The 22,507-nt window shown below is 41.3% G+C and carries 19 protein-coding genes; 15 read left to right on the top strand and 4 right to left on the bottom strand.

The window, feature by feature from the left end; genetic code table 11:
- The first annotated feature begins 18 nt into the window (after window positions 1-18).
- The 15 genes from LJE09_RS02685 (at window position 19) to LJE09_RS02615 (ending at window position 18,012) form a co-directional block, all read left to right on the top strand.
- A complete protein-coding gene (locus LJE09_RS02685) occupies window positions 19-1,371 on the top strand; it encodes an AAA family ATPase (RefSeq protein ID WP_020993632.1) in 1,353 nt (450 codons plus the stop codon).
- Entirely contained in the window at window positions 1,349-2,011 is a 663-nt protein-coding gene (locus tag LJE09_RS02680; protein ID WP_008706409.1) for an RloB family protein, read from the top strand. The genes LJE09_RS02685 and LJE09_RS02680 overlap by 23 nt, the downstream gene beginning before the upstream one ends.
- 245 nt (window positions 2,012-2,256) lie before the next feature.
- Window positions 2,257-2,955 carry a DNA/RNA nuclease SfsA gene (gene sfsA / locus LJE09_RS02675; protein ID WP_055199801.1) on the top strand — a complete coding sequence of 233 codons (699 nt, stop codon included), beginning with the start codon at window positions 2,257-2,259 and terminating at the stop codon, window positions 2,953-2,955.
- A gap of 368 nt (window positions 2,956-3,323) precedes the next feature.
- A complete protein-coding gene (locus LJE09_RS02670; RefSeq protein WP_070102113.1) occupies window positions 3,324-4,163 on the top strand; it encodes a substrate-binding periplasmic protein in 840 nt (279 codons plus the stop codon).
- Complete coding sequence (locus LJE09_RS02665; RefSeq protein WP_118408285.1) at window positions 4,160-6,742, top strand: hybrid sensor histidine kinase/response regulator; 2,583 nt, start codon at window positions 4,160-4,162, stop codon at window positions 6,740-6,742. The genes LJE09_RS02670 and LJE09_RS02665 overlap by 4 nt, the downstream gene beginning before the upstream one ends.
- 209 nt (window positions 6,743-6,951) lie before the next feature.
- Entirely contained in the window at window positions 6,952-7,785 is an 834-nt protein-coding gene (locus LJE09_RS02660) for a hypothetical protein (RefSeq protein ID WP_118613455.1), read from the top strand.
- 67 nt (window positions 7,786-7,852) lie between these two features.
- Complete coding sequence (locus tag LJE09_RS02655) at window positions 7,853-8,698, top strand: DUF4428 domain-containing protein (protein WP_118613457.1); 846 nt, start codon at window positions 7,853-7,855, stop codon at window positions 8,696-8,698.
- Between the two features lie 220 nt (window positions 8,699-8,918).
- On the top strand, window positions 8,919-10,586 hold the full coding sequence (locus tag LJE09_RS02650) for a histidine kinase N-terminal 7TM domain-containing protein (protein WP_118613459.1): 1,668 nt from the start codon (window positions 8,919-8,921) through the stop codon (window positions 10,584-10,586).
- Window positions 10,541-11,926, top strand: a complete 1,386-nt coding sequence (locus LJE09_RS02645) for a sensor histidine kinase (RefSeq protein WP_118613461.1) — start codon at window positions 10,541-10,543, stop codon at window positions 11,924-11,926. The genes LJE09_RS02650 and LJE09_RS02645 overlap by 46 nt, the downstream gene beginning before the upstream one ends.
- Window positions 11,874-12,500 (top strand): response regulator transcription factor, encoded by a 627-nt coding sequence (locus tag LJE09_RS02640; RefSeq protein ID WP_118613463.1) that lies wholly within the window; start codon window positions 11,874-11,876, stop codon window positions 12,498-12,500. Before LJE09_RS02645 ends, LJE09_RS02640 begins: the two co-directional genes overlap by 53 nt.
- Before the next feature lie 88 nt (window positions 12,501-12,588).
- Window positions 12,589-13,488, top strand: a complete 900-nt coding sequence (locus LJE09_RS02635; RefSeq protein ID WP_118613465.1) for a hypothetical protein — start codon at window positions 12,589-12,591, stop codon at window positions 13,486-13,488.
- 58 nt (window positions 13,489-13,546) lie between these two features.
- On the top strand, window positions 13,547-14,071 hold the full coding sequence (locus LJE09_RS02630) for a hypothetical protein (protein WP_055199793.1): 525 nt from the start codon (window positions 13,547-13,549) through the stop codon (window positions 14,069-14,071).
- Between the two features lie 450 nt (window positions 14,072-14,521).
- Window positions 14,522-16,486, top strand: a complete 1,965-nt coding sequence (gene rsxC / locus LJE09_RS02625) for an electron transport complex subunit RsxC (RefSeq protein WP_173700062.1) — start codon at window positions 14,522-14,524, stop codon at window positions 16,484-16,486.
- A 1-nt stretch (window position 16,487) separates the two neighbouring features.
- Complete coding sequence (locus LJE09_RS02620) at window positions 16,488-17,108, top strand: methylenetetrahydrofolate reductase C-terminal domain-containing protein (RefSeq protein WP_008706433.1); 621 nt, start codon at window positions 16,488-16,490, stop codon at window positions 17,106-17,108.
- 25 nt (window positions 17,109-17,133) lie between these two features.
- Window positions 17,134-18,012, top strand: a complete 879-nt coding sequence (locus LJE09_RS02615) for a methylenetetrahydrofolate reductase (protein ID WP_008706435.1) — start codon at window positions 17,134-17,136, stop codon at window positions 18,010-18,012.
- 125 nt (window positions 18,013-18,137) lie between these two features.
- On the opposite strand, the gene LJE09_RS02610 is transcribed toward LJE09_RS02615, so the two are convergent.
- The 4 genes from LJE09_RS02610 to LJE09_RS02595 all read right to left on the bottom strand — a co-directional run bounded on the left by LJE09_RS02610 (window position 18,138) and on the right by LJE09_RS02595 (window position 22,431).
- Window positions 18,138-19,001, bottom strand: a complete 864-nt coding sequence (locus LJE09_RS02610; RefSeq protein WP_022380254.1) for a carbohydrate ABC transporter permease — start codon at window positions 18,999-19,001, stop codon at window positions 18,138-18,140.
- A gap of 14 nt (window positions 19,002-19,015) precedes the next feature.
- Complete coding sequence (locus tag LJE09_RS02605) at window positions 19,016-19,924, bottom strand: carbohydrate ABC transporter permease (protein WP_025579256.1); 909 nt, start codon at window positions 19,922-19,924, stop codon at window positions 19,016-19,018.
- A 78-nt stretch (window positions 19,925-20,002) separates the two neighbouring features.
- Complete coding sequence (locus tag LJE09_RS02600; RefSeq protein ID WP_055059372.1) at window positions 20,003-21,331, bottom strand: hypothetical protein; 1,329 nt, start codon at window positions 21,329-21,331, stop codon at window positions 20,003-20,005.
- Window positions 21,332-21,417: 86 nt separating this feature from the next.
- Window positions 21,418-22,431 carry a LacI family DNA-binding transcriptional regulator gene (locus tag LJE09_RS02595; RefSeq protein ID WP_055059313.1) on the bottom strand — a complete coding sequence of 338 codons (1,014 nt, stop codon included), beginning with the start codon at window positions 22,429-22,431 and terminating at the stop codon, window positions 21,418-21,420.
- Between the last annotated feature and the right edge of the window lie 76 nt (window positions 22,432-22,507).

Raw genomic sequence — 22,507 nt, 5'->3', positions numbered from 1 at the left:
AAAGGAGATGCAAAAAAAATGTTGTTAAACTTTAAAATGGAAAACTTTAGGTCATTTAAAGATGAGACTTTTTTTACAATGCTTTCAAGTAAACAGAAAACGCATAATGATTATGTGATAGATAAAAGTGTAAATGGTAATAAGTTAAGAGTATTACCAATGACTGTCATTTATGGAGCAAATGCATGTGGAAAATCCAACATTGTGTTGGCAATGGATATATTAAAAAAAATGGTTATGAAAGGAACCTTAAATTGCAAAGAGCTGGAATCTTATAAAAGTATGTTATCTTTTATTAGAGATACAAGTTGGTATGATCCGGTTTCTTTAGAAATTACATTTTCCACTCAAAATAATATTTATAGATACGGAATTAAGTTTACGGATATTGATGTATATAAAATTGAAGAAGAGGTTCTTTATGTTAATGATGACCTGTTCTTTTCACGAGATGATGAAAATCAAATTTATGTGGATGTAAAGAAATTAGTAAAAAAAGGTTATATTAATAAGGATGATGCGGATTTTTCTGAACGCTTGATTCACAAATTGAACCAGACATTGGATAAACAAAAGTTAGTTGTAGCAGGTGCAATTAGCAATTTGTTTGATAAAAAATATTTTGAGGATTTTAATTTATGGTTTGAAAAATTTAATGTTATTATGAATGCAAATGACATGAATTTTAGACAAAAAGACTTAAAGACGATATTTAATAAAAAACCAGATAAAGATATTCGTAGAAATATTTTCGAAAGTGCCTCAGTTAAAGAAGTTATGAATATAGCTGAGTTTGGAAATCAAAAAATTGGATTTATGGCAGAAACAGATAATGATGAATTATCTATGTGTTCAATGTATCAAGTACCATTAAGAAAAGATGAGCAACCACAAAAAAAATATGCAATATCCATGATTGTAGATTCAGAGCTGATGGAATCGAGAGGAACTATCCATTTGATTAGATTGTTACAACCGTTTATAGATGTTTTAGATAATGGCGGGGTCATTGTTTTGGATGAAATGGATGCTTCATTGCATTTTGAAATTGTTGTATCGCTGATAAGAATTTTTAACAATAAAGATATCAATAAAAATAATGCTCAGTTAATTTTCAATACGCATAATCCAATATATTTAGACGGTGAATTGCTTAGACATGATCAAATTGTAATGGTTGAAAAGCGAAGGAATGATATGGTGAGCGAGATATATTCTTTAGCAGATTACAAATTACGTCCAGAAGAAAGAATATTAAAAAATTATTTGAATGGAAAATATGGAGCATTGCCACATATGGATTTGGAAATTGCATTTAAGCACATATTGGAAAGAGAGGCGAATAATCTTGAATCGTCCAAAGAACAATAAAATACGAAGACCACAATTCCTCTGCATTGTAGGATGTGAGGGAAAAAACCAGGAAAGAATATATTTTGATAAAGTAGCAGAATTAGTGAATTGCGTTGAAGAAAGAACGCATGATTTAGTATTTGATTATGCGGAACCATATGGCGGAAATCCTAAGTGTGTGGTAGAACGAACTATTCAGAAATCTATTGGTAAGGAAAACAAAGTATCTGTTTTTGATTATGACGGAAAAAAGGATAAGTATGAAGAAGCAATAGATTTGGCAATAGAAAATAAGATTGAATTAGGATATACAAATTATTGTTTTGATTTATGGCTGATTCTTCATAAAGAAGACTATTTTGATATAGTACAAAATCAGGATGCATATGCTGATAAATTACGACAAGTTTTTGGGTTAGCAGCAGATGCAAACATAAAAAAAGAAAAAAGGGTAACGGAAATAGTCAATCAAATCGGATTATCTGATATAAAGAATGCAATTCAAAGGGGTAAAAAAATATCAGAGGATAATCAGGGTAAAGAGGCAAATAAAACGCCAAAAGAAAACAGATATTATGATAATCCAGATACGCAAATGCATGTGTTGCTACAATTTTTATTTGCGAAAGTAGGAATAAATATTGACGCATTAGGATAGAAAAGATGTAGCAATGACGTTACATCCTCCCCACCTACTTTGTGACAATTATATAACGTCCTCTATACAGAAATATGCGGTTTTAAGCCATTTTGGTGGCAAAAGAGCCGCATATTTTTTGTAGCAATGACTTGACATCCTCGGGGGCACTTTGTTTGGAGAATAGTTTTCCAAAATGAAAATGTTGTAGGTATGAGGAAAACATGTTATGGTATGTATACAATGCGTAAAGAGGAGCAGAAAAAATGAAGTACGAACATATCACAGAGGGCCGTTTCATAGATCGTCCTAATCGGTTTATTGCACATGTGGAGATCAATGGGCAGGTGGAAACGGTTCATGTAAAGAATACAGGCAGGTGCAGGGAGCTTCTGGTCCCGGGTACACAGGTTTTTCTGGAAAAGAGTAGCAATCCGGCGAGAAAGACAGCCTATGATCTAATCTGCGTAAATAAAAAGGGCAGGGGCCTGATTAATATGGATTCTCAGATTCCCAATAAAGCAGCACTGGAGTGGGTAAAGGCAGGACATCTTTTTCCGGAAAAAGTTCAGGTAACGCCGGAGAAGACCTATGGAAATTCCAGATTTGATCTTTATGTCTGTTCAGAGAAACGCAAGGCTTTTATAGAAGTAAAAGGTGTCACTCTGGAGTCGGATAATATAGCACGCTTCCCCGATGCACCGACAGAAAGAGGTGTGAAACATCTGAAGGAGCTGATCCATTGTATGCAGGAAGGATACGAAGCTTATCTGCTTCTGGTGATCCAGATGAAGGGAGTTGACAGGTTTGAGCCCAACTGGGAGACTCATCGGGAATTTGGAGAAACCCTGCAGGAGGCAAAAAAGGCAGGAGTGCATATTTTGGCCTATGACTGCCTGGTAGAACCTGACAGAATGGAAATTCAGGATCCGGTACCTGTATGCCTTGCTTCTGACTGGAAATAAAAAAGTATTCCCGCAATCAGCAGGTCCTATTCAAAATTCCATTGCCGCAGGCAATCTGGAATGAATTTTGGCTACGTTACTGTGAACAGTAACGTGTGTTTTATATTTCAGAGCAGTAAATAATTGTAGACATGAAAGTATATGAAATGTATAATCTGTATCAGAAGTTTTGTTGATAGATTTATAGGAAGATCAGTCAAAAAACTGAGATGATTATGAAAAAAGTTCCTGTAAAAGTTTTTTACGTGGGACTTTTTTTGCACCGTTTTGATGTTTACCCGAATTGGATAAGCCCTCTGTTTTAATTGGGAAAACAAGGTCACTGACACGCAGGTTATGAAACAGTAATAAATGGAAAGGAACTGGATATGAGAAAAAATCGAAAGAATGACTCCCATACCCGCAGAAAAAGAATTTGTATTGCAGCACTTCTTCTGGCAGGCAGCCTTATACCGGGAGGATGTGGAATAAAGAAAGAGAAAACATCGGACAGTGAATTGCCGGAGATTGTTATCGGAATAGATTATTTTGAACCTTACAGCTATCAGACGAGTGATGGCGAGTATAAAGGTATTGATGTGGAACTTGCAGAGGAAGCCTTTCAGAGGCTGGGTTATCAGCCTGAATTTGAGAAGGTTGTCTGGGAAGATAAAGAGAAACTTTTGTCAGATGGAACAATAGACTGTCTGTGGAGCTGCTATTCCATGAATGAAAGAGAAAACAAATATCAGTGGGCAGGACCGTATATGTACAGTCGTCAGATGGTGGTTGTAAGAGCCGAGAGTGAAATCCGGACACTTCAGGATCTGAAAGGGAAGAGGATTGCAGTTCAGGCGACTACAAAAGCAGAAGATCTCTTTCTTCATAATATAAAATCAGATCTTCCGCATGCAGAACAGGTGAACTGTTTTTCTTCGTCGAATGAGCTTTATGCTGCACTTAGAAAAAATTATGCAGATGCGATTGCGGGACATGAGGCAATGCTTGGCAGTCTGATACAGGATGGCAAGGGCGTTTACCGTATGCTGGAGGAAAGTCCTTATAAATCAGAACTTGGAATTGCTTTCAAAAAAGGAACTCACGAAGAATTGGCAGAAAAGCTTACAGAAACGCTTACAGAGATGCAAAGCGAAGGGATTACAGAAAAAATAGTTACAAAATACGGATTGGATGCGGACGAAACTCTGCCGGGAGGAGAAAGTAAATGAGCAGACAGATAAGAAGGCAGATACCGCAGAAACAGAAGAAAAAGAGGGTCGACAGAAATGCGTGTTTGCTTGTGTTTATTCTGATTTTTTCCGGAATACTGACTTTTCTTCTGCTGACAGCGAGAGATAATAGCAAGCTGAACAGTACTCTGGATGAGACCTTTGATTTTGTAAAAAACCGAATTGAAAGTTATGAGATTTATAACACCAATGATCAGGTGAAAAGCCTGGTACGTCTTTTGGACAAAACAACAGAATTAAGCAGAGTCATAGAACAGGAAGGAAATCTCAGTACAGAAATGCTAGACGAATATGCCAGGGAACAGCGCCTGACAGGAATCCTTGTACTGGATCAGAATCTGAAGGTGACAGAACAGAGTGCAAAAGATGGAGATACTATGTCGCTGTGGCAGAAGCTGATCAAAAGTGATTATGTACGTGATATTGCAGAGCATCCGGAAAAGACTTATACCACTCGTCTGAGAAATAAAGGAAAGATCTATGATTTTGCGGCAGTGGCAAGACAGGATGCAGCAGGTATCCTGATCACATATGCGCAGAAGGAGGAAGTAAATGAGCTTAACGGAGATCTGACGATGGCATCGTTATTTTCTGACTTTCCTTTTGAGATGAATGGAAGTGTTGTGATCTGTGATGATGATAAGGTTGTCAGTACAAACAGACAGGAGCTGACTGCCCGCTCTATAGAAGAAGCAAAAAGTCAGTATAAAAATAAATTTGAGGTAGATGAGAATGGAATTGTCCATCTTCGTTCAGAGACAGGAAACTGGTTCGGACGTCGGGAGAAGATCAAAGACTACGATGCATATATCTTTTTCCCGGAAAGTCAGGTGTACATCACACGAAATATTATATGTGTGATTTATGTGCTGCTTGCACTGCTCCTTTTCTTACTTTATCGGGTGAACAGGAGCAGAACAGAAAAGAGAAGTATCCTTCAGGACCAGAAAAGACTTCGGGTGATCAATGCACTGGGGCATGCATATGCCTCTATTTCTCTTGTGAATCTAAAAACAGAGGAAATCGAAATCCTGAAATCTTCAGGAAATATGAAGCCAGATCAGAAAGGGGATATGCTTTTCAAAGCGCATCAGGAAGAACTTATAAGGCAGGTGATTGCAGAGCCATTTCAGAAGGCATACTGGGAATTTGTCGATATAAGTACGGTGGCAAAACGTCTGGAAGAACGTGAAACGCTGAGTTTTACAGCTCGGACAGTGGATGAAAGATGGATGACAATGATCATTGTGCCACAGGGATATGATAAAGATGGGAAATTGTGTACAGTTCTGGTTGCAATCCGTGATGCGACAGAAGAAAAAGAACGTGAGATTGCGCAGGATAGGAATCTGAGAAATGCACTTGCGGCTGCAGAACATGCGAACAGGGCGAAGACTGTGTTTCTGAATAATATGTCTCATGATATCCGCACGCCGATGAATGCGGTCATTGGATTTACTGCGCTTGCGACAACACATATTGACAATAAGGAGCTTGTTCTGGATTATCTGAAAAAAATCCATATATCCGGTCAGCATCTGCTCAGCCTAATCAATGATGTGCTGGATATGAGCAGAATCGAGAACGGTTCCGTACGGATTGAATATACAGTTGTACACCTGCCGGATATCTTGCATGACTTAAATACAATTATACAGGAATCTGTACATTCTAAACAGCAGGAGCTGTATATTGATACACAGGATGTACTCCATGAAGATATCATTACCGACAAGTTGCGCCTGACGCAGGTGCTTCTGAATATCAGCAGTAATGCTGTGAAATTTACACCGGTCGGGGGTACGGTTAACATTCGTGTTTCTGAGAAACCATGCAGAAGAGACGGATGTACAACAGTGGTATTCAGTGTGAAGGATAATGGAATTGGGATGTCGCCGGAGTTCAGGGAGCAGGTGTTTGACTCATTTACAAGAGAACATACCGTTACGGAGAATGGAATAGGAGGAACCGGTCTCGGAATGGCAATCACCAAAAACATTGTGGATATGCTGGGCGGTACGATTCAGGTTGAAAGCGAAGTAGGAAGGGGAACGGAGTTTACGGTTATGCTTGAATGTGAAATATCAGGGACGACTGTGAAGGAGGAACCTGATTCGGAGCAAAGAGAGCCCCTTAAGAATGAGAAGCAGAAAATCCGGGCAGAAATCCAGAGGCGTTATGAAGGGAAGAAAGTTCTTCTTGTAGAGGATAATGAGCTGAACCGGGAGATCGCAACAGCGATCATGGAGGAAATTGGTCTGGATGTGGATTGCGTTGAGGATGGTACAGATGCTGTGAATATCATGTCATCTGCAGAAGGCAGAAAATATGATCTGATCTTCATGGATATTCAGATGCCGAAGATGGATGGATACACCGCAACCCGGGAAATCCGTACATTGAATGATCCGAAATGCGCAAATATACCAATCATTGCGATGACTGCCAATGCTTTTGAAGAAGACCGTAAAAAGGCAATCAAAGCGGGTATGAACGCTCATATTGCCAAACCAATCAGCGCAGATATAATTCTGGAAAATCTGGAGAGAATGCGCTAAAACAGAAAGTATTTTAATGAACCTGCTGAGAAAAGTTAAAAACTTTTCAGCAGGTTTTAATTTATCCAAAAAATTACATGCATACTGTCAGAAGTGCTAGTGTAAATATCTGAGCGTTCACGTATAATGTAGATAAACAAAAAATCTTCTCACAAAATTAAGTAAAAAAGAGTCCGAGGAGTACATTAAAAAAGAAAGGAGATGTTTGTATGAGTAAAAAAATGAGGTTGTGGATGGCAGGAACAGTAGGAGTCTTAATGGCAGGCTTTATGAGCGTAAGTGTTTATGCCCTTGAAGAAAAGGATGTTATTGGAACCTGGTATGTAAATGAGCTTTCTATGGGCGAAGGTGCATCCTTTCATCCGGGGGCAATGGGAATGGAAGTGATCGTGGACATTAAAGAAGACGGTAAAATGGAAACAACAAGTTCTGTTTATGGGGAAGAGCCTGAAGTAGATGAATCAGAGTGGAAAATAGAAAATGATAAAATTTTGATGACTCATAATGATCAGACAGAAGAATGTGAGTACAAGGACGGTAAGATAACCTTAACAGCAGATGGAACGACAATGATCCTGAGTCAGGAAAAGGAAGAGTATGAGCCTTACGTACCGGGCAAACCGGTAGAAAATCCAACTATGAAGGATTTTGAAGGAGAATGGAGCTGTACTCTGATGGAAGCATTTGGAATGCAGATGCCGGTTAATGCTGACTTTACAGGATTTGAAATGAGTATGTCTGTGGAAGATGGAAAGGCTGAAATTATCTTAATAGAGAGCGGAGAAGAGACAAAAGTAGAACTTCAGGGCGACGTGGAAGGAAACGCACTGGTATTAAAGGCTGTAACAGAGGATGAGGCAGGAACTATGTTTTTCAGTCTTGATAATATGAAGTTCAATTTACTGGATGATGGAAAACTGTGTTTGATAGCAGAAGATGATGCAGAGGAATCTGATGACGGCGAAGAAGCAGATGATTCTGAAACAGGTGAAGTTGATTTTTCCGTAAAGACATATTTTGAAAAAATAATTGTTACAGAATAAGGTAAAATACTGCCGCACCATTCCGGTGCGGCAGTATGGGATTTCAGATAAAAAAGGAGGATAGGGTATGGGATTATTTGATAAGAAAATCTGTAACATCTGCGGGGAGAAAATTGGTTTATTGGGAAATCGAAAACTGGATGACGGAAATCTGTGTAAGGATTGTGCGAAAAAATTATCACCATGGTTTGAGGAGCGGCGGCACAGTACAGTAGAGGATATCAAACGTCAGCTGGAATATCGTGAAAAAAACAAAAAAGCGGTAATGGACTTTTGTATAACCCGTCAGATCAATACCAGAAATTACAATGTTTTTATTGATGATAATAAGGGGAATTTTACTGTTGCGCGGAAACTGGATGTTAATGAAAACCCGGATATAGTTCCTTTATCAGCCATTGTACAGTGCAGAGTTGATGTAGACCAACAGCAGCAAGAGGAAACATATACAAAGGATGGAGAAACTGTAAGTTATCAGCCACCGGTATATAAATATGAATTTGATTATACTATGCGTATTAAAGTGAGAACTCAGTGGTTTGATGATATGGATTTTCGCTTAAATACTTTCTCTATAAGCAGTGATAACAGAAGGGAATTGATGGAAGTGGAGCAGACTGCTTATCAGATTATTGCGGCACTGACACCAAATGCAGCCGGGATGCAGCCCGGGATGCCCGGAATGAATATGAACGGAGGGATGCAGTCTGGGATGCCGGGAATGAACATGAACGGAGGAATGCAGCCCGGAATGTCCGGAATGAACATGAACGGAGGAATGCAGCAGACGGGAATGTCAGAAACGAACATGACCGGAGGAATGCAACAGAATAACAGTTCGTGGAAATGCCAGTGTGGTGCAGAGAATACCGGAAAGTTTTGTGAATACTGTGGTCAGCCAAGACCGTTTTAAGTAATGATTAAACAGAGTGGACATAATTGTTCACTCTGTTTGTGATAAAAAGCTCTGAAAATAGATGATTTCTCTAAAAACTATATGATAAAATGGCGCTTTATAGTATAATTATTACAAAAATGGATTAGAGCGTATTTGAAAAATCATTCCTGCAAATTGTGACGCACATCTTGCGTAAAGCATTTTTCAAACCCGCTCCGGTAAGAGAGGAACTTTCATGACATACAGTAAAAAGAGGACTCTGTCATATGGAGTGATTCTGATAAGTGTGTTGCTGGCTTATTTCTGCAGGCAGGTGAGAACGGAAAATGTTTTTATGAGAAATCTGGCAGATCAGTGTCGTAGCTGTATTTATCTGGGAATGTACTGTGCCTGGGTGATTTATCTGAGAAGACATGTAGTACATAAAAAAACGCGCAGATGCTTGACTGCAATTGGCTGTCTGATGGTATTCTGGTTCTTTGTGCGGACAGTAAAATTTCATATTTTTCATGATCCTCTTGGAGAACATATCTGCTGGTATCTATATTATATTCCCATGATTCTGATTCCGGTTCTGGGTTTGGCAGCAGCAATGTTTTTGGGCGAAAAGGAGGAAGAGAAAACGATCAGAAAGATTATAATTTTGCTGACCGTTGCAGCGATATTGATCGTAAGTGTTTTTACAAATGATTTGCATCAGCTGGTATTTCGTTTTTCCAAACAGCCCCCATTTTCGGATAAAGATTACAGCTATGGTATTGTTTTTATGGTGATTCAGGGATGGATCTTGATCTGTCTGACAGGGATGGAAATCATTCTGATCAGAAAAAGCAGAATTCCGGGAAAGAAACAGTTCTGGCTGCCAGTGATTCCGGGAATATTGCTTCTGGGGTGGAATATCGGAAATATACTCCGCCTGCCTTTCATCAAAATCATTGCAGGGGATATGACGGCAGTGTGCTGTCTTTTAATGGCGGCAATTTTTCAGGGTTGTATATTATGTGGATTGATACAGACCAATAATCGATATTTTGAATTATTCCAGACTTCCGGAGGACTGGATGCAGAGATTACAGATCATTCTTTTCAGCGCTATTATCATTCCGGTGATTTTCCCGAGCTGTCGCCTGAACTGCGTAGAATCATAATAGACAGATCATCAGTACAGGAACAGGGAATCCGGATCAACCATATTCCTATAAGGGGAGGACATTTGTTTTGGTCAGAGGATATTTCGGTACTGTTGGATCAGTATCAGGATATTCGGGAACAGCAGGAGGAACTGACTGCCAGAAACCGTCTGTTACAGAAAGCTTATCAGAAAGAGGCTGAGCGGAGAAAAACAGAAGAACAGAACCGTCTGTTAAATATGATACAGAATCAGACAGCCGGTCAGCTGGAATTGCTGTCACAGTTTATGGATGAGCTGGAACGGACAGAATCAAGGGAACAATATGATCGGATTCTCGGTAAAATTGTAGTTGTTGGCACATATTTGAAGCGGAGAAAGAATCTGGTGCTGACACAATATGCATCAGATGGAAATTTGCTTACAATGGAAGATCTCAGACAAAGCCTGGCAGAATCCTGTGACAGCTTAAAATTATGCAGGATCCGGGCTGCTTACTACGTGGAAAATGTGGATGTGCAGATGAATGCAGATGATATACTAAAATGCTATGACACCTTTGAATGGCTTGTGGAACGATTGCTTGATACCATGCAGTCTGTTTTTTACCGTGTGTCGCAGATTGATGATGCTCTGCGGATTTCAGTTCATATTGTATCAGAGGCGGATCTGCGTGGATTCATGTTGGAAAGGCCGGAATTAAAAGTGCAGCAGGAAGATGAAAACGAATGGTTTATCAGATGTATCGTCTTCAGAAAGAGAGGCGGAAGATGATCAGTTTTGTGGAATGCAGTATGGCAATACAGAATGCTCTGATGATTCTTCTTGAAATCTGCATGATTCTGGAATTAATCCTCCTGCTGGTAAGAATCACCTGCTTTTCCGGGAAAAAGAAAATCGTAACGGCAGTGGTTGTCTTTGCTGTTTCTTTTATGTTCATGGGCGTTCTGATGAATGATCACAGATATTGCCTGGGAGAAAGTTCCTATCAGCCAATGCTTCAGGGTTATCCGGTCAGTGTTTTAATGGCAGTAGTTATGGGATTGGTGCTTTATCTTTGCAGAGCAATCTGGAGAGAGAGACGCAGATATCATCATTCCCTGTCTTACTGGTCTGTGAATGAGGCTGTGAATGACGTTCCCTGTGGAGTCTGTTTTTCGGATCCTTTTGGAAGGATTGTTTTGTGTAATACCAAGATGCAGGAGCTGAGCAGAATCATGACAGGTTCTTATCTGCAGGATTATGACGCATTAAGGAAAGCAATGAGTGGGGAACCTGAATCGGAAGGTCTTTGCAGATTGAGCAAAGACAGTAATGTGTTTTATTTTCCTGATGGTTCCGTCTGGATGTTTCAGGAATATAGTCTGCAGGAGCCGGATTGTGCAGGTTATCTGCAGACAGTGGCAGTTAATGTATCAGAAATTTATTACAATGGTGAAAAAATTAGGGCAAACAATGAAAAGCTGGAAATCCTGAATCATAAGCTGGAGGAAATGTACGAAAAAATCGGAGATAAAATCAGAGAGCAGGAGACGCTTGTCATGAAAATGCAGGTTCATGACAATTTTGGACGAAGCCTTCTGTCAATACGCAGAATATTGGAAAGGAAAGAAGATCCGGATAAAATGGATAAACAGTTGTCTGTATTGAAACATCTGGTTTATATTCTTACCGGTTCTGCTGTTGAGAGTATGGAAGAAGTATATAAAGATACGGTCAGACATGCAGAAGAGCTTGGAATTTCAGTTCAGATCAGTGGGAACTTTCCCATGCATCCATCTTACAGGCTGCTGACAGACAGGGCAATCCGCGAATGTGTGACAAATTGTGCCAGACATGCCCATGGCAGTACTGTTTGGGTGAAGATAGACAAAAATGCAGATGAATATACTGTTCAGATTACCAATGATGGAGAGGTGCCTGACAAAAATGCGGAAGAAGGCGGTGGTTTATCTGCACTGAAAAAGGCAGCTGAATCAGGAAAATGCAGGATGCAGGTTTCTTTTTCCCCTGAGTTTTGTCTGATATTGAAAATGCCACTGACAGAAAGGATGGGATTCGATGGTACGGATACTGATAGTAGAAGATCAGAAGATCATGCAGAAGTATTTTGAATATATTATTATGCAGGAGCCGGAATTCCGACATGTCCAGACGGTTTCGGATGCACGTGAAGCTGTAAAAATCTGTGATTATTCGGCAATTGATCTTGTGATCATGGATGTGCAGACGTTTCATAATCATGATGGACTCAGTGCCGGAAAAGAGATCAGGGAGAAGTATCCCTATACAAAGGTATTGATTGTTACTTCCCTGATCGATCCCAAGGTGCTGGAGAGGGCAAAGAGCGGATGTGCAGACAGTCTCTGGTATAAGGATCACGGGGAAGAGGAAATACGGAGTGTGATCCACAGAACGCTAAATAGTGAGCAAGTATTTCCGGATGTGACACCGAAGGTGGAGCTTAATTGGATCACAAGTGGCGATATCAGTCCCAGACAGCTGGAGATGCTCCGCCTGTATATCCGTGGAATGTCATATTCAGAAATTGCGCGGGAAATGAAATGCTCTACCTCCGGGGTGAGATGGAATTTTCAGGAAATGATCGCCAGGGCAGGATACAGCTGTAAAGAAGATTTGATAGCGGCTGCACTGGAAAGTAAGTTGATCGTAACTACGTTAAAATAGCAAGTTTATAAACTGCGAAGTTATTCTGTTATGAGCAGAAAGCGAAGCGGAGTGCAAATATCCGTTTGATAAGAAGGGAGATGAGAGTATGAAAAAATATTCGGTTGCTGTATGTGTTTGTGCGGTACTGTTTTCTGTTGGTATTCATGGCGGAGGTATGAGAGAAGTATTTGCCAGAGCACCTGGGGCAGATGAGAATCTGACAATTCTGCAGGACATTATCAGGGAAAATGAATGTCAGGCCGGAATGGCATTTCTGGGATATACCTATGAAGGTGCAGAGGCAGCAGAGATACTTGAATATACCAGACAGGGAGAAGTGGCAGCTGCGTATCCTTTTTTACAGGATGGAACAGTGGTTGATGCAGGGGGATATGAGATTTATGCCATTGTCCCGGGGGATGATTGCAGGGTCAGCGTTTATCCGGCTCAGCCTACGGAAGAAGGGGAATATCTGGATGATCTGAACGCCCCATATTATACGGGGAGGGAGAATGAAATCATTATCCTGCGCTGCAATGTGAGTGAGATTCATTCCAATGTGATGGTTTCTGTACAGAAGCAGAATATGAGTGTGCAATACCATCCTATGGTGTCGTTAAAGGATGGACATCTTGCAGCAGAAACCCACTGCTATGATTTCTCCATATATTATAATTGGGATGAGTATGATCCGGAATATAATCCGGTGCATGAATCAGAGTACGATTCAGAGTGTAATCCGGAGCATGATTCAGCATTGAATATAAAGATTGCCAGAGAACAGCTCTCAGAAACAGATGAAGTCAGCTATTACCTTGGTCTTGGGATGTCTCTGTGGTATACAGGCACTGAGGAGTACATTGAAGGAAGAAATTGTCCGGTATTTGTTCTGGGAACGGATCATGAGGATCATTTTACAAAAGAACATTATTATGCAGTAGGAGACAATGTGGTTTATTATTATGATCCGTCAGGTGATGCATGGCTTCTGCTGGGGGCAGGCTGACAGAAGCTTTACCAATATATTATAGAATTTTGATTAATCAGAGAAAGAGGAAACAGACATGAATGATTTTTTGACAGAAAAAAATAAAAAAGCAGGGGTGTTGGGAAAACTGAAGTGGGTTCTTTGTGGCTTCTGCATACTTTTATCCCTGGGAGCTATTGGTGCATCGGAGAAGTATATTGGTGAAGGACGCTGGGGAATGGCAGCAACAGAGATCCTGCTCTGTCTGTTATTTTTATATCCGACTTTCAGGGAAGTTCAGAAAGCATTACGGAAGAAAAAAGCCAGGGAAATTGCCTGCTGGTTTGAATCTTATGCCCAGAATACGGTCTCATTTGAGAAACTTGAGCAGGAGCTGGGAAAAGGCGCAGTAAAAAAACTGGAAAAATTTATTGCCAGGGGATATATCCGGAATATCCAGATAGACAGAGAAGGAAATTATATTATGATTACTGCACCAAACAGACGTGTAAATGAAAAGATTTATATTACAGTTACCTGTACCAGCTGCGGTGCAAAGAATCAGGTAATAAAAGGACGTCTGAGCAATTGTGAATATTGCGGACAGCGTCTTAACTCATGATACAAGTACTGAGAGAGAGGATTATCAGGAGTGTTCATAAAAAAGAGAATAAATTTTGGCTAAGTTACTGTGAATGGAGTGAACAGTAACACTATTCCATCGCCGAAGGCGATTTCTAAAGATTTGAGTTTGAGAGCGTAACTGTGTGAAGGTGCTGAATCGTCATAGTTGCTATAGAATGTGGTATATTGTATACAATTTACTGATTCCACATCCTTTACAGTACAAATATCTGCACTTCATAGAAATTTTGGATAAAATCATAGAAGAAATTTATAAAATTTGCTAATAAAACTGGATAAAATGTGCATTTTATGTTACATTTAATAAGGTATATGTATTGAACTTATTTATCTGGTTTTATTGGCCCTTTTTTGAGTGCAGAGATGGAGGGAACGGATAAGAACAGATATCATAAGGATAAAATTTTATCGTGAGGAAGGTGAGCAATTGGAAAACTATACTAAGTACAAACTGAAAAGCAGTGATGAACTTGCATCAGTGCTTGACGGTAAGGACAACCTGTTTGTGATTGCCTGCAACAAATGTTTCAAAGAATTTGAAACTGTTGACGAACCGGATTGTGACGAATTTCTGAAATTCGCTGCAGATCAGGGAAAGAATGTTACAGGCAGTGCAAAATTTGATTTCTTATGCAACAAGATGCACACAGAAAGAAAATTACAGGATCTGATTCCGGAAGGTACAGAGAATGTAGTAGTAATTTCCTGTGGCCTTGGTATTCAGACCGTTGCGGATCTGGCAGGTAAGCCGGTAGTTGCTGCAAGCAACACCCTTAACTACAGAGGTCATCATGGCATGGCACTTACCAAGAAGAGCTGTGACGCATGTGCGCAGTGTTATCTGAACATTACCGGAGGTGTCTGTCCGATCGTTGACTGTTCAAAGAGTCTTGTCAATGGACAGTGCGGTGGAGCAAAGAATGGAAAATGCGAAGTAGATCCGAATAAAGACTGTGCATGGGAGAAGATTTACCAGAGACTTGAAAAACAGGGACGTCTGGAAGAATTCTTAAACCAGCCTGTACAGGTTCGTGATTTCTCCAAAGTTAATTTCAAAGTGATCAACGACTATGTGAAGTCCATCAGAGAAGAAAGACTGGACGGATATTACGGCGGTGTTCATCCGTCAGAACGTAAGGAATTCAGTGAGCATATCGCTCTGAAGAAATTCCCGGATCCGAAGACAGTTGTAATCTCCATGTCACAGCATCTGGGCGCACCGGCCAATCCGATCGTTCAGGTTGGTGACACTGTAAAAGTTGGTCAGAAGATCGGTGAAGCTGCCGGATTTATCAGTGCTCCGGTACATTCCAGCGTAAGCGGAACCGTAGTTGCTGTTGAACCGCGTATGCATGGCACACGTGGAAGCGAAGTGATGGCTGTTGTCATTGAATCGGATGGAAAAAATACTCTGCACGAATCCGTACAGCCACATGGTGATCTTGACAATCTTACTCCGGATGAGATCATTGATATCATCCGTGAAGCCGGAATCGTTGGTATGGGCGGTGCAGGTTTCCCGACCTGTGTCAAACTTAAACCTGCCAAACCGGTAGATACCATCCTTCTCAATGGATGTGAATGTGAGCCTCTGTTAACAGCAGACCACAGAGTACTCCTTGAGTATGCAGATGACATTATTTTTGGCCTGAAAGCAGTCCTTAAGACAACAGGTGCCGAGAAGGGTATCATCGTTATCGAGGACAATAAGCCGGATGCCATTGAATTAATGCAGAAAAAAGTTGCTGACATCGGAAACATGGAAGTATTTGTTGCAAGAACCAAATACCCGCAGGGCGCTGAGAAAACTCTCATTAAGCGCGTTATGGGAAGAATTGTTCCAAGCGGTGGCCTTCCGGCAGATGTCGGCGTTGTAGTAGATAATATCAGTACAGTAAAAGCAATCTCCGATGCGATCCAGACAGGAATGCCTCTGGTTGAGCGTGTTGCTACAGTAACAGGCGAGAAGATCAAGAATCCTGGAAACTTCGTTATCAAGATCGGTACAAGCGTAAGAGAGCTGATCGATTACTGCGGCGGATTTACAGATGACGATGTTCTGGTTAAGATGGGCGGACCAATGATGGGATTCCCTCTGAACACACTGGATGTACCGATGATGAAAGGCTCCAATGGTATCATTGCCGTTGAACCGGATGAGACAAAAGAACAGCCATGTATCAAGTGCGGACGCTGCGTAGATGTCTGTCCGATGGAACTTTCACCTCTGTATTTCGTGAAATATGCGAAAGACGAGAACTGGCAGGGCATGAAAGACATGAACGTTATGGATTGTGTTGAGTGCAGATGCTGTCAGTATATCTGTTCTTCCAAGATTCCGATCATTAACAGTATCAAAGCCGGAAAAAATGCAGTAAGGGGGATGAAGTAATATGTTGATTACCCAGTTAAAAGCAAAAGAAGCAATTACATCACTGACAGCCGGAAAGAAAGTTTTCATTATCAACTGTCATGGATGTAAAGAAGTTCGTTTTCCGGAAAAAGAAGCTGCCCGACTTCAGAAGGAACTTGCAGCTGAAGGAAATGTGACAGGAATCATGACAACTGATTACATCTGTAATCCGGAAAATATGGAATTACGTCTTAAGAAACATATGAGCAAGATCCAGGAAGCAGATCTGGTTCTGGTATTCTCCTGCGGTGTTGGTGTACAGACCGTTTCAGAATATCTGGAAGACAAGATGGTCTGTGCAGCCTGCGATACATACCCGGTACCAGGTTTCCAGGGCGTGACACCGTTAGAGTACAAATGTGACCAGTGCGGTGAATGCTACCTGAACCTGACAGGCGGGATCTGCCCGATCACAGCATGTTCAAAGAGCCTTGTGAACGGCCAGTGCGGTGGTTCCAAGAACGGTAAATGTGAAGTGGACAGCGAGATGGAATGTGGATGGGAACGCATCTACAGACGTCTGAAAGAGATCGGACGCCTTGACGCGCTGAAATGTCCGACACAGATTCATAACTTTGCAACAGACGATGAATTAAAATAGATTATAATGATTGGAGCAATGTACAATGAAAATGAAAGAATTATTCGACCGTGGTGAATTTGTAGTTTCTGCAGAAGTAGGACCGCCAAAAGGAATCCACGTAGATGAGCTGGTAGAAGAAGCAAAAACATACCTTAAGGATGTTCATGCAGTTAACGTAACTGATAACCAGTCTTCTGTTATGCGTCTTGGATCTCTTGCAATGTGTAAGGTTCTCAAGGATGCAGGCATGAATCCTATTTTCCAGCTTGCATGCCGTGACAGAAACCGTATCGCCCTGGAGTCTGATCTTCTCAGCGCTGCAATGCTGGGCATTGACAACATCCTCTGCCTTACTGGCGACCATACAAAGATGGGTGACCACCCACAGGCAAAACCTGTATTCGACCTTGACTCCGTATCCCTTCTTCACACAGTGAAGCTTCTGGAATCCGGTGTGGATCTTGGTGGAAACGAACTGGTTGGCGAGCCTCCGAAATTCTCCAAGGGTGCTGTTGTATCTCCATGCAGCGATTCCGTTGACGCACAGCTTGCAAAAATGGAAAGAAAAGTAGCAGCAGGTGCAGAATACTTCCAGACACAGGCAGTATTTGAACCGGAGAAATTCATCAAATTCATGGAAAAAGCAAAACAGTTCGGAAAACCTGTACAGGTTGGCATCATTATTCCTAAGTCCGCTGGAATGGCTAAATTCATGAACAACAATGTTGCCGGCATTCATGTTCCGGACGAAATGCTTGAGGAACTGAAAGCAGACAAAGAAAAGACAAAAGCAGGTATCACAGGTGTTGAGATCGCTGCACGTATTATCAAAGAGTGTAAGCCATACTGTCAGGGTGTACATATCATGGCACTTGGCTGGGAATCCAAGATCCCGGATCTGCTGAAACTGGCTGAGATCTAAGAAAATAAAACTCTGAGCTGTAAATAGTAACATCATTACAGAACAGTACTGCAAATAATTAAAAAAGCTGTCTGGATTCCGGATGTATTTGCATCCGGAACAGACAGCTTTTGTTGTATCAGCATCTAACCCTTAACCGCACCTGCGGAAACACCTTCTACAATGAATCTGGAAAGAAGAATGTAGACAATGATGACCGGGAAGATGGAAAAGGCGATCATTACATACACCTGTCCCATGTCAAACTTAAGGAAGTCTGCACTTCGAAGCTGTGCGATCAGTACAGGAAGTGTTTTTTTCTTATCTGAGTGAAGAACCAGCGCCGGAATGAAGTAATTATTCCAGCTCTGTACAAAGGTAAAAATTGCCTGCACAGCGATAGCCGGTTTCATAAGCGGGAATACGATTTTGTTAAAGGTATTAAATTCACCGGAACCGTCAATACGTGCTGCTTCCACAAGTTCCAGAGGAAGGTTGCTTTCCATGTACTGTTTCATATAGAAGAAAGTAACAGGAGCAGCAATACTTGGAACGATCAGTGGGACAAAGGAGTCGTCCAGACCTATTTTTCCCAACAGCTGAAGGAATCCAAGAGCAGTTACCTGAGTTGGGATCATCATGACTGCAAGGATAAATGTAAACATAAATTTTTTTGCTTTAAAATTGTATGCATGGATAGCGTAAGCAGTCATTGTTGAAAAATAGGTACATAAAACAGCGGAGCAGGTAGCAATGAAAATACTGTTGAACATACCATTCCATACAGGGAGTGTTCCTGCGAGAAGATTTTTCCAGTTCTCAATGAGATGTCCTCCGGGAATGGCTGTGAATCCCTTTTTCAGTGCGCCATTAGATCTGGTGGCATTGATAAACAGTACATAAAACCAGAACAGGCAGAAGAAGGAAATGATGATCAGTACGATATAGGCAAGAGTACGCTGACCTTTCATGCTCATTCCTTTTTTATTTTTGGAGTTTTTTTCATTCATTCTTCTCACCTCCATCAGTCTTTTATCTTGTTAAAGCGGAATACGATCAGGCTGAGCACTCCTGTGATAATGAACAGGAATACGGATAATGCACCACCCATTCCGTAGTTCTTGCTGAACAGATGCTTGTTCAGGAACATGATCAGTGTCATAGTGGAACGCATGGGGTCGCCGGTTCCGTTTGTCAGGATCTGAGGTACATCGAACATCTGCATGCCGCCGATCAGGGATGTGATCATAACATAGATCAGGATTGGACGAAGGAGTGGAAGAGTGATCTTTCTGAAAATCTGTGAGGAAGTTGCACCGTCTACTTCAGCTGCCTCGTAAAGCGAGGAGTCAATTCCCATCATACCTGCCATAAGAAGAATAGTTGTATTTCCGAACCACATCAGGAAGTTCAGGACTGCAACAAGGGTTCTGGCACTCCAGGCATGGCTGAAAAAGGAATATGCCTGTTTCAGTATTCCTGACTGCATCAGCATTGCATTGATGGGACCGCCGTCTGCAAATAAGGTAAAGAATAACATTGCAAAGGCGGATGCCATGATCAGGTTTGGCAGATAAATAACTGTTTTGAAGAAGCGCTGTCCCTTAAGCCGGAGGCTTGGATTGGAGAACCAGGCAGCCAGGAGCAGGGAAACCAGGATCTGTGGGATAAATCCCATTACCCACATGATCATTGTGTTTTTAAAATAAATCCAGATATCGCCACCCTGAAAGAGCTTTGCATAATTGGCAAGTCCCACAAAATTCGGTCCTATCTGCGTTAATCCAGATCTGTAATTTTCAAAGAAACTGTTATAAATTGTACTGATAAGCGGAACGAGCTGGAATATGAGATATACTACTACAAATGGTATCAGGAAGATATATCCCCATTTGTTATAGCTGACCGCTTTATGGTTATTATTCTTTGCCATTATCTTCCTCCATAGTCTGCTGTAATCCAAAATGTGCCTGCCTGATGGTCAGGCAGGCACACAGGTTTCAATGTTTGATTAATAGGAAAGTTCCGGATATTTTTCTACAACTGCCTTATAGAACAGGTCGAGAGCTTCATCATAAGATGCGTTGCCTTCGAAATAGTTCTTCATGGCATTCTGGAATTCTTCGTTGCAGCCCTGATCATAGATACTCATGTTACTCAGATCAATCTTATCAGCGCCTGCACAGAACATAGCCAGAGGATTCTGTCCACCAAGAACTGCATCGCCGTAGCTTTCATCTTTAGCCATTTCTTCCATGGCAGGTTTATTGTTTACGAAGTCATTATCAGCAGTAACGATTTCTTTCATAACGTCAACGTTAGTTGTCATCGTTCTCATGATATCAGCAACCAGTGTGGGATTGTCTGTGCCTGCAGCTGCTGTGATCCATGTTCCGCCCCAGTAGAAGCCCTGTGGCCCTTCTGTTGCAGCCCAGCCGCCATCTTTACCAACTGAACCATCCTGGTCAGCGCTCATGGAGAAGTCGATGAACCATGCAGGTCCGAAATATGAGAATACATTGCTGTCTTTGAAGAAGCCCTTGCTCCAGTCATCACTCCACAATTCATAGGTAGCTGTTTCTCCGGCATCAACCATTTCCTTGGACATATCTACCCAGTTTTTGATATTGTCATCAACAGTGATCTTTCCGTCAACAACCCATGGGGAAGTTACATTATTAGAGAATACACGGTAGGCATCATTTACAGTGGAAGTCATCTGATAGCCTTTTTCCTTCAGCTCTTCAGCTGTTGCCTTAAATGTATCCCAGTCTGCAACTTTCTTCTGAACCTCTGCCGGATCATCGCTTCCGAATACTTCTTTTGCAATATCTCTTCTGTAGATCATAGCACCCGGGCAGCCCTGCCAGGAAAGACCTTTTAAGTTGCCATCCGAATCTGTCATAACATCTTTGGTGTACTGATACTGGTCTGCAACTTCCTCATCTGTGATTCCCAGATCTGCCACAGACATTGTATAATCTGTATTTACATATTTCAGTGCATAATCGGCTTCAACAAGGAAGAGATCGATTTTGTCATCTGCTGCTGCATCAGCCTGTTTCAGAAGAGTCTCATCCAGATTATTCTGATATGCATTGTCATCAGAAGGAGTAATGTTCCATACAACATCAACATCTCCGATTTTGCCATGAGTTCCGTCAACTTCTTCATATCCGGGATAGTGGTCAGTCAGACGGGATTTGAATTCTTCATTCCAGCAATAAATGTTTAAAACTTTACCTTCGTCAGCGGCTGCATCTTCAGCCCATGTTGGAACTGCTGTAAGACCGGCAAGCATAGCTGCTGTTAATGTAATTGCCATAGCTTTTCTCTTCATCATGTTATTACCTCCTTGTGATAATTGTTTTGGGTTGATTGTAACTTTTCAGCAGTCCACCAACTGTGAAGATACTGAAGATTTTCTTATTTTGCCAGATTTCTGACTGATGCACCGGGGAAAAGTCTTCCATCAACGGTGAATTTATCGATGATCGTTGTTTTAGGATTTTCGATAAGATCAATCAGCTTCTGTGCGGCAAGCCGTCCAATCGTTTCTGTGTCCTGACACAGAGTTGTCAGCCGTGGCTCCAGGATGCGTGCAAAAGTAAGTCCGTCATAGCCTGCAATGGAAATATCATCTGGTATTCGAAGTCCACGTTCGTGGATTTCATTGATGCCACCCAGTGCGGAGAAGTCATCCGGATAGAGGATACAGGTAGGAGGATCTTTCAGATCCAGAAGCTCTGAAGTTGCTATTGCTGCAGCTTCTGCATCTCGATAAGGAATGACTGGCATATATTCATCAGGTATATCGATTCGTTTTTTCTGGAGAGTTCTGTAAAAACTTCCAAGTCTGTTTCGTGTGACAGAGGAATCTTCTCCGTGAATATAGGCAATCTTTCTGTGTCCCCGTTCAAGAATATAAGAGACAAGTTCTTCCATTCCCTGAATGTTGTTGGAAACAACAGCAATTCTTCCATCAAATACATGATCGATAGTGACTACCGGTATCTCGGACTGTACCAGGCGCTGTACCTCTTCTGTAAAAAAATTGATACAGGCGATCACCACTCCATCGACTCCACGGTAACGGCAGTGCTCATAATAACTGAGATGCTGACCGGAGAGGTTTCCGCTGGTAAAAGTGATGTCATATCCTCTGGATTCGGCAGTGCGTTTAAAGCTTTCCAGTACATGATTGAAATAATCATGGGTGAGGCCACTCATGGCTTCGTCTACAAAAAGTACGCCAAGATTATAACTGCGTCTGGTCTTTAGTGCTCTTGCTGAGGAATTTGGAAGATATCCCATTTCTGATGCAGTCTTCAAAATAAGCTGTCGGGTTTCTTCGCTGATATCCGAATAACCATTAAGTGCTTTGCTGACGCTTGCAACAGATACGTTACATTGTTTTGCGATGTCTTTCATGGATACCATATTATAGTCCAGCCTTTTCTGTTTTTGTTTCTAAAACGTTTTCGCAAGCTAATCGTACTTTATTTTCAGATAAAAT

It is taken from the genome of Blautia sp. DFI.3.45, assembly GCF_020593505.1.
In the GTDB taxonomy this organism is placed as follows: domain Bacteria; phylum Bacillota; class Clostridia; order Lachnospirales; family Lachnospiraceae; genus Blautia_A; species Blautia_A wexlerae.
The sequence above is the reverse complement of the archived record's forward strand: the minus strand, read 5'-3'. Positions and strand labels throughout refer to the sequence as shown.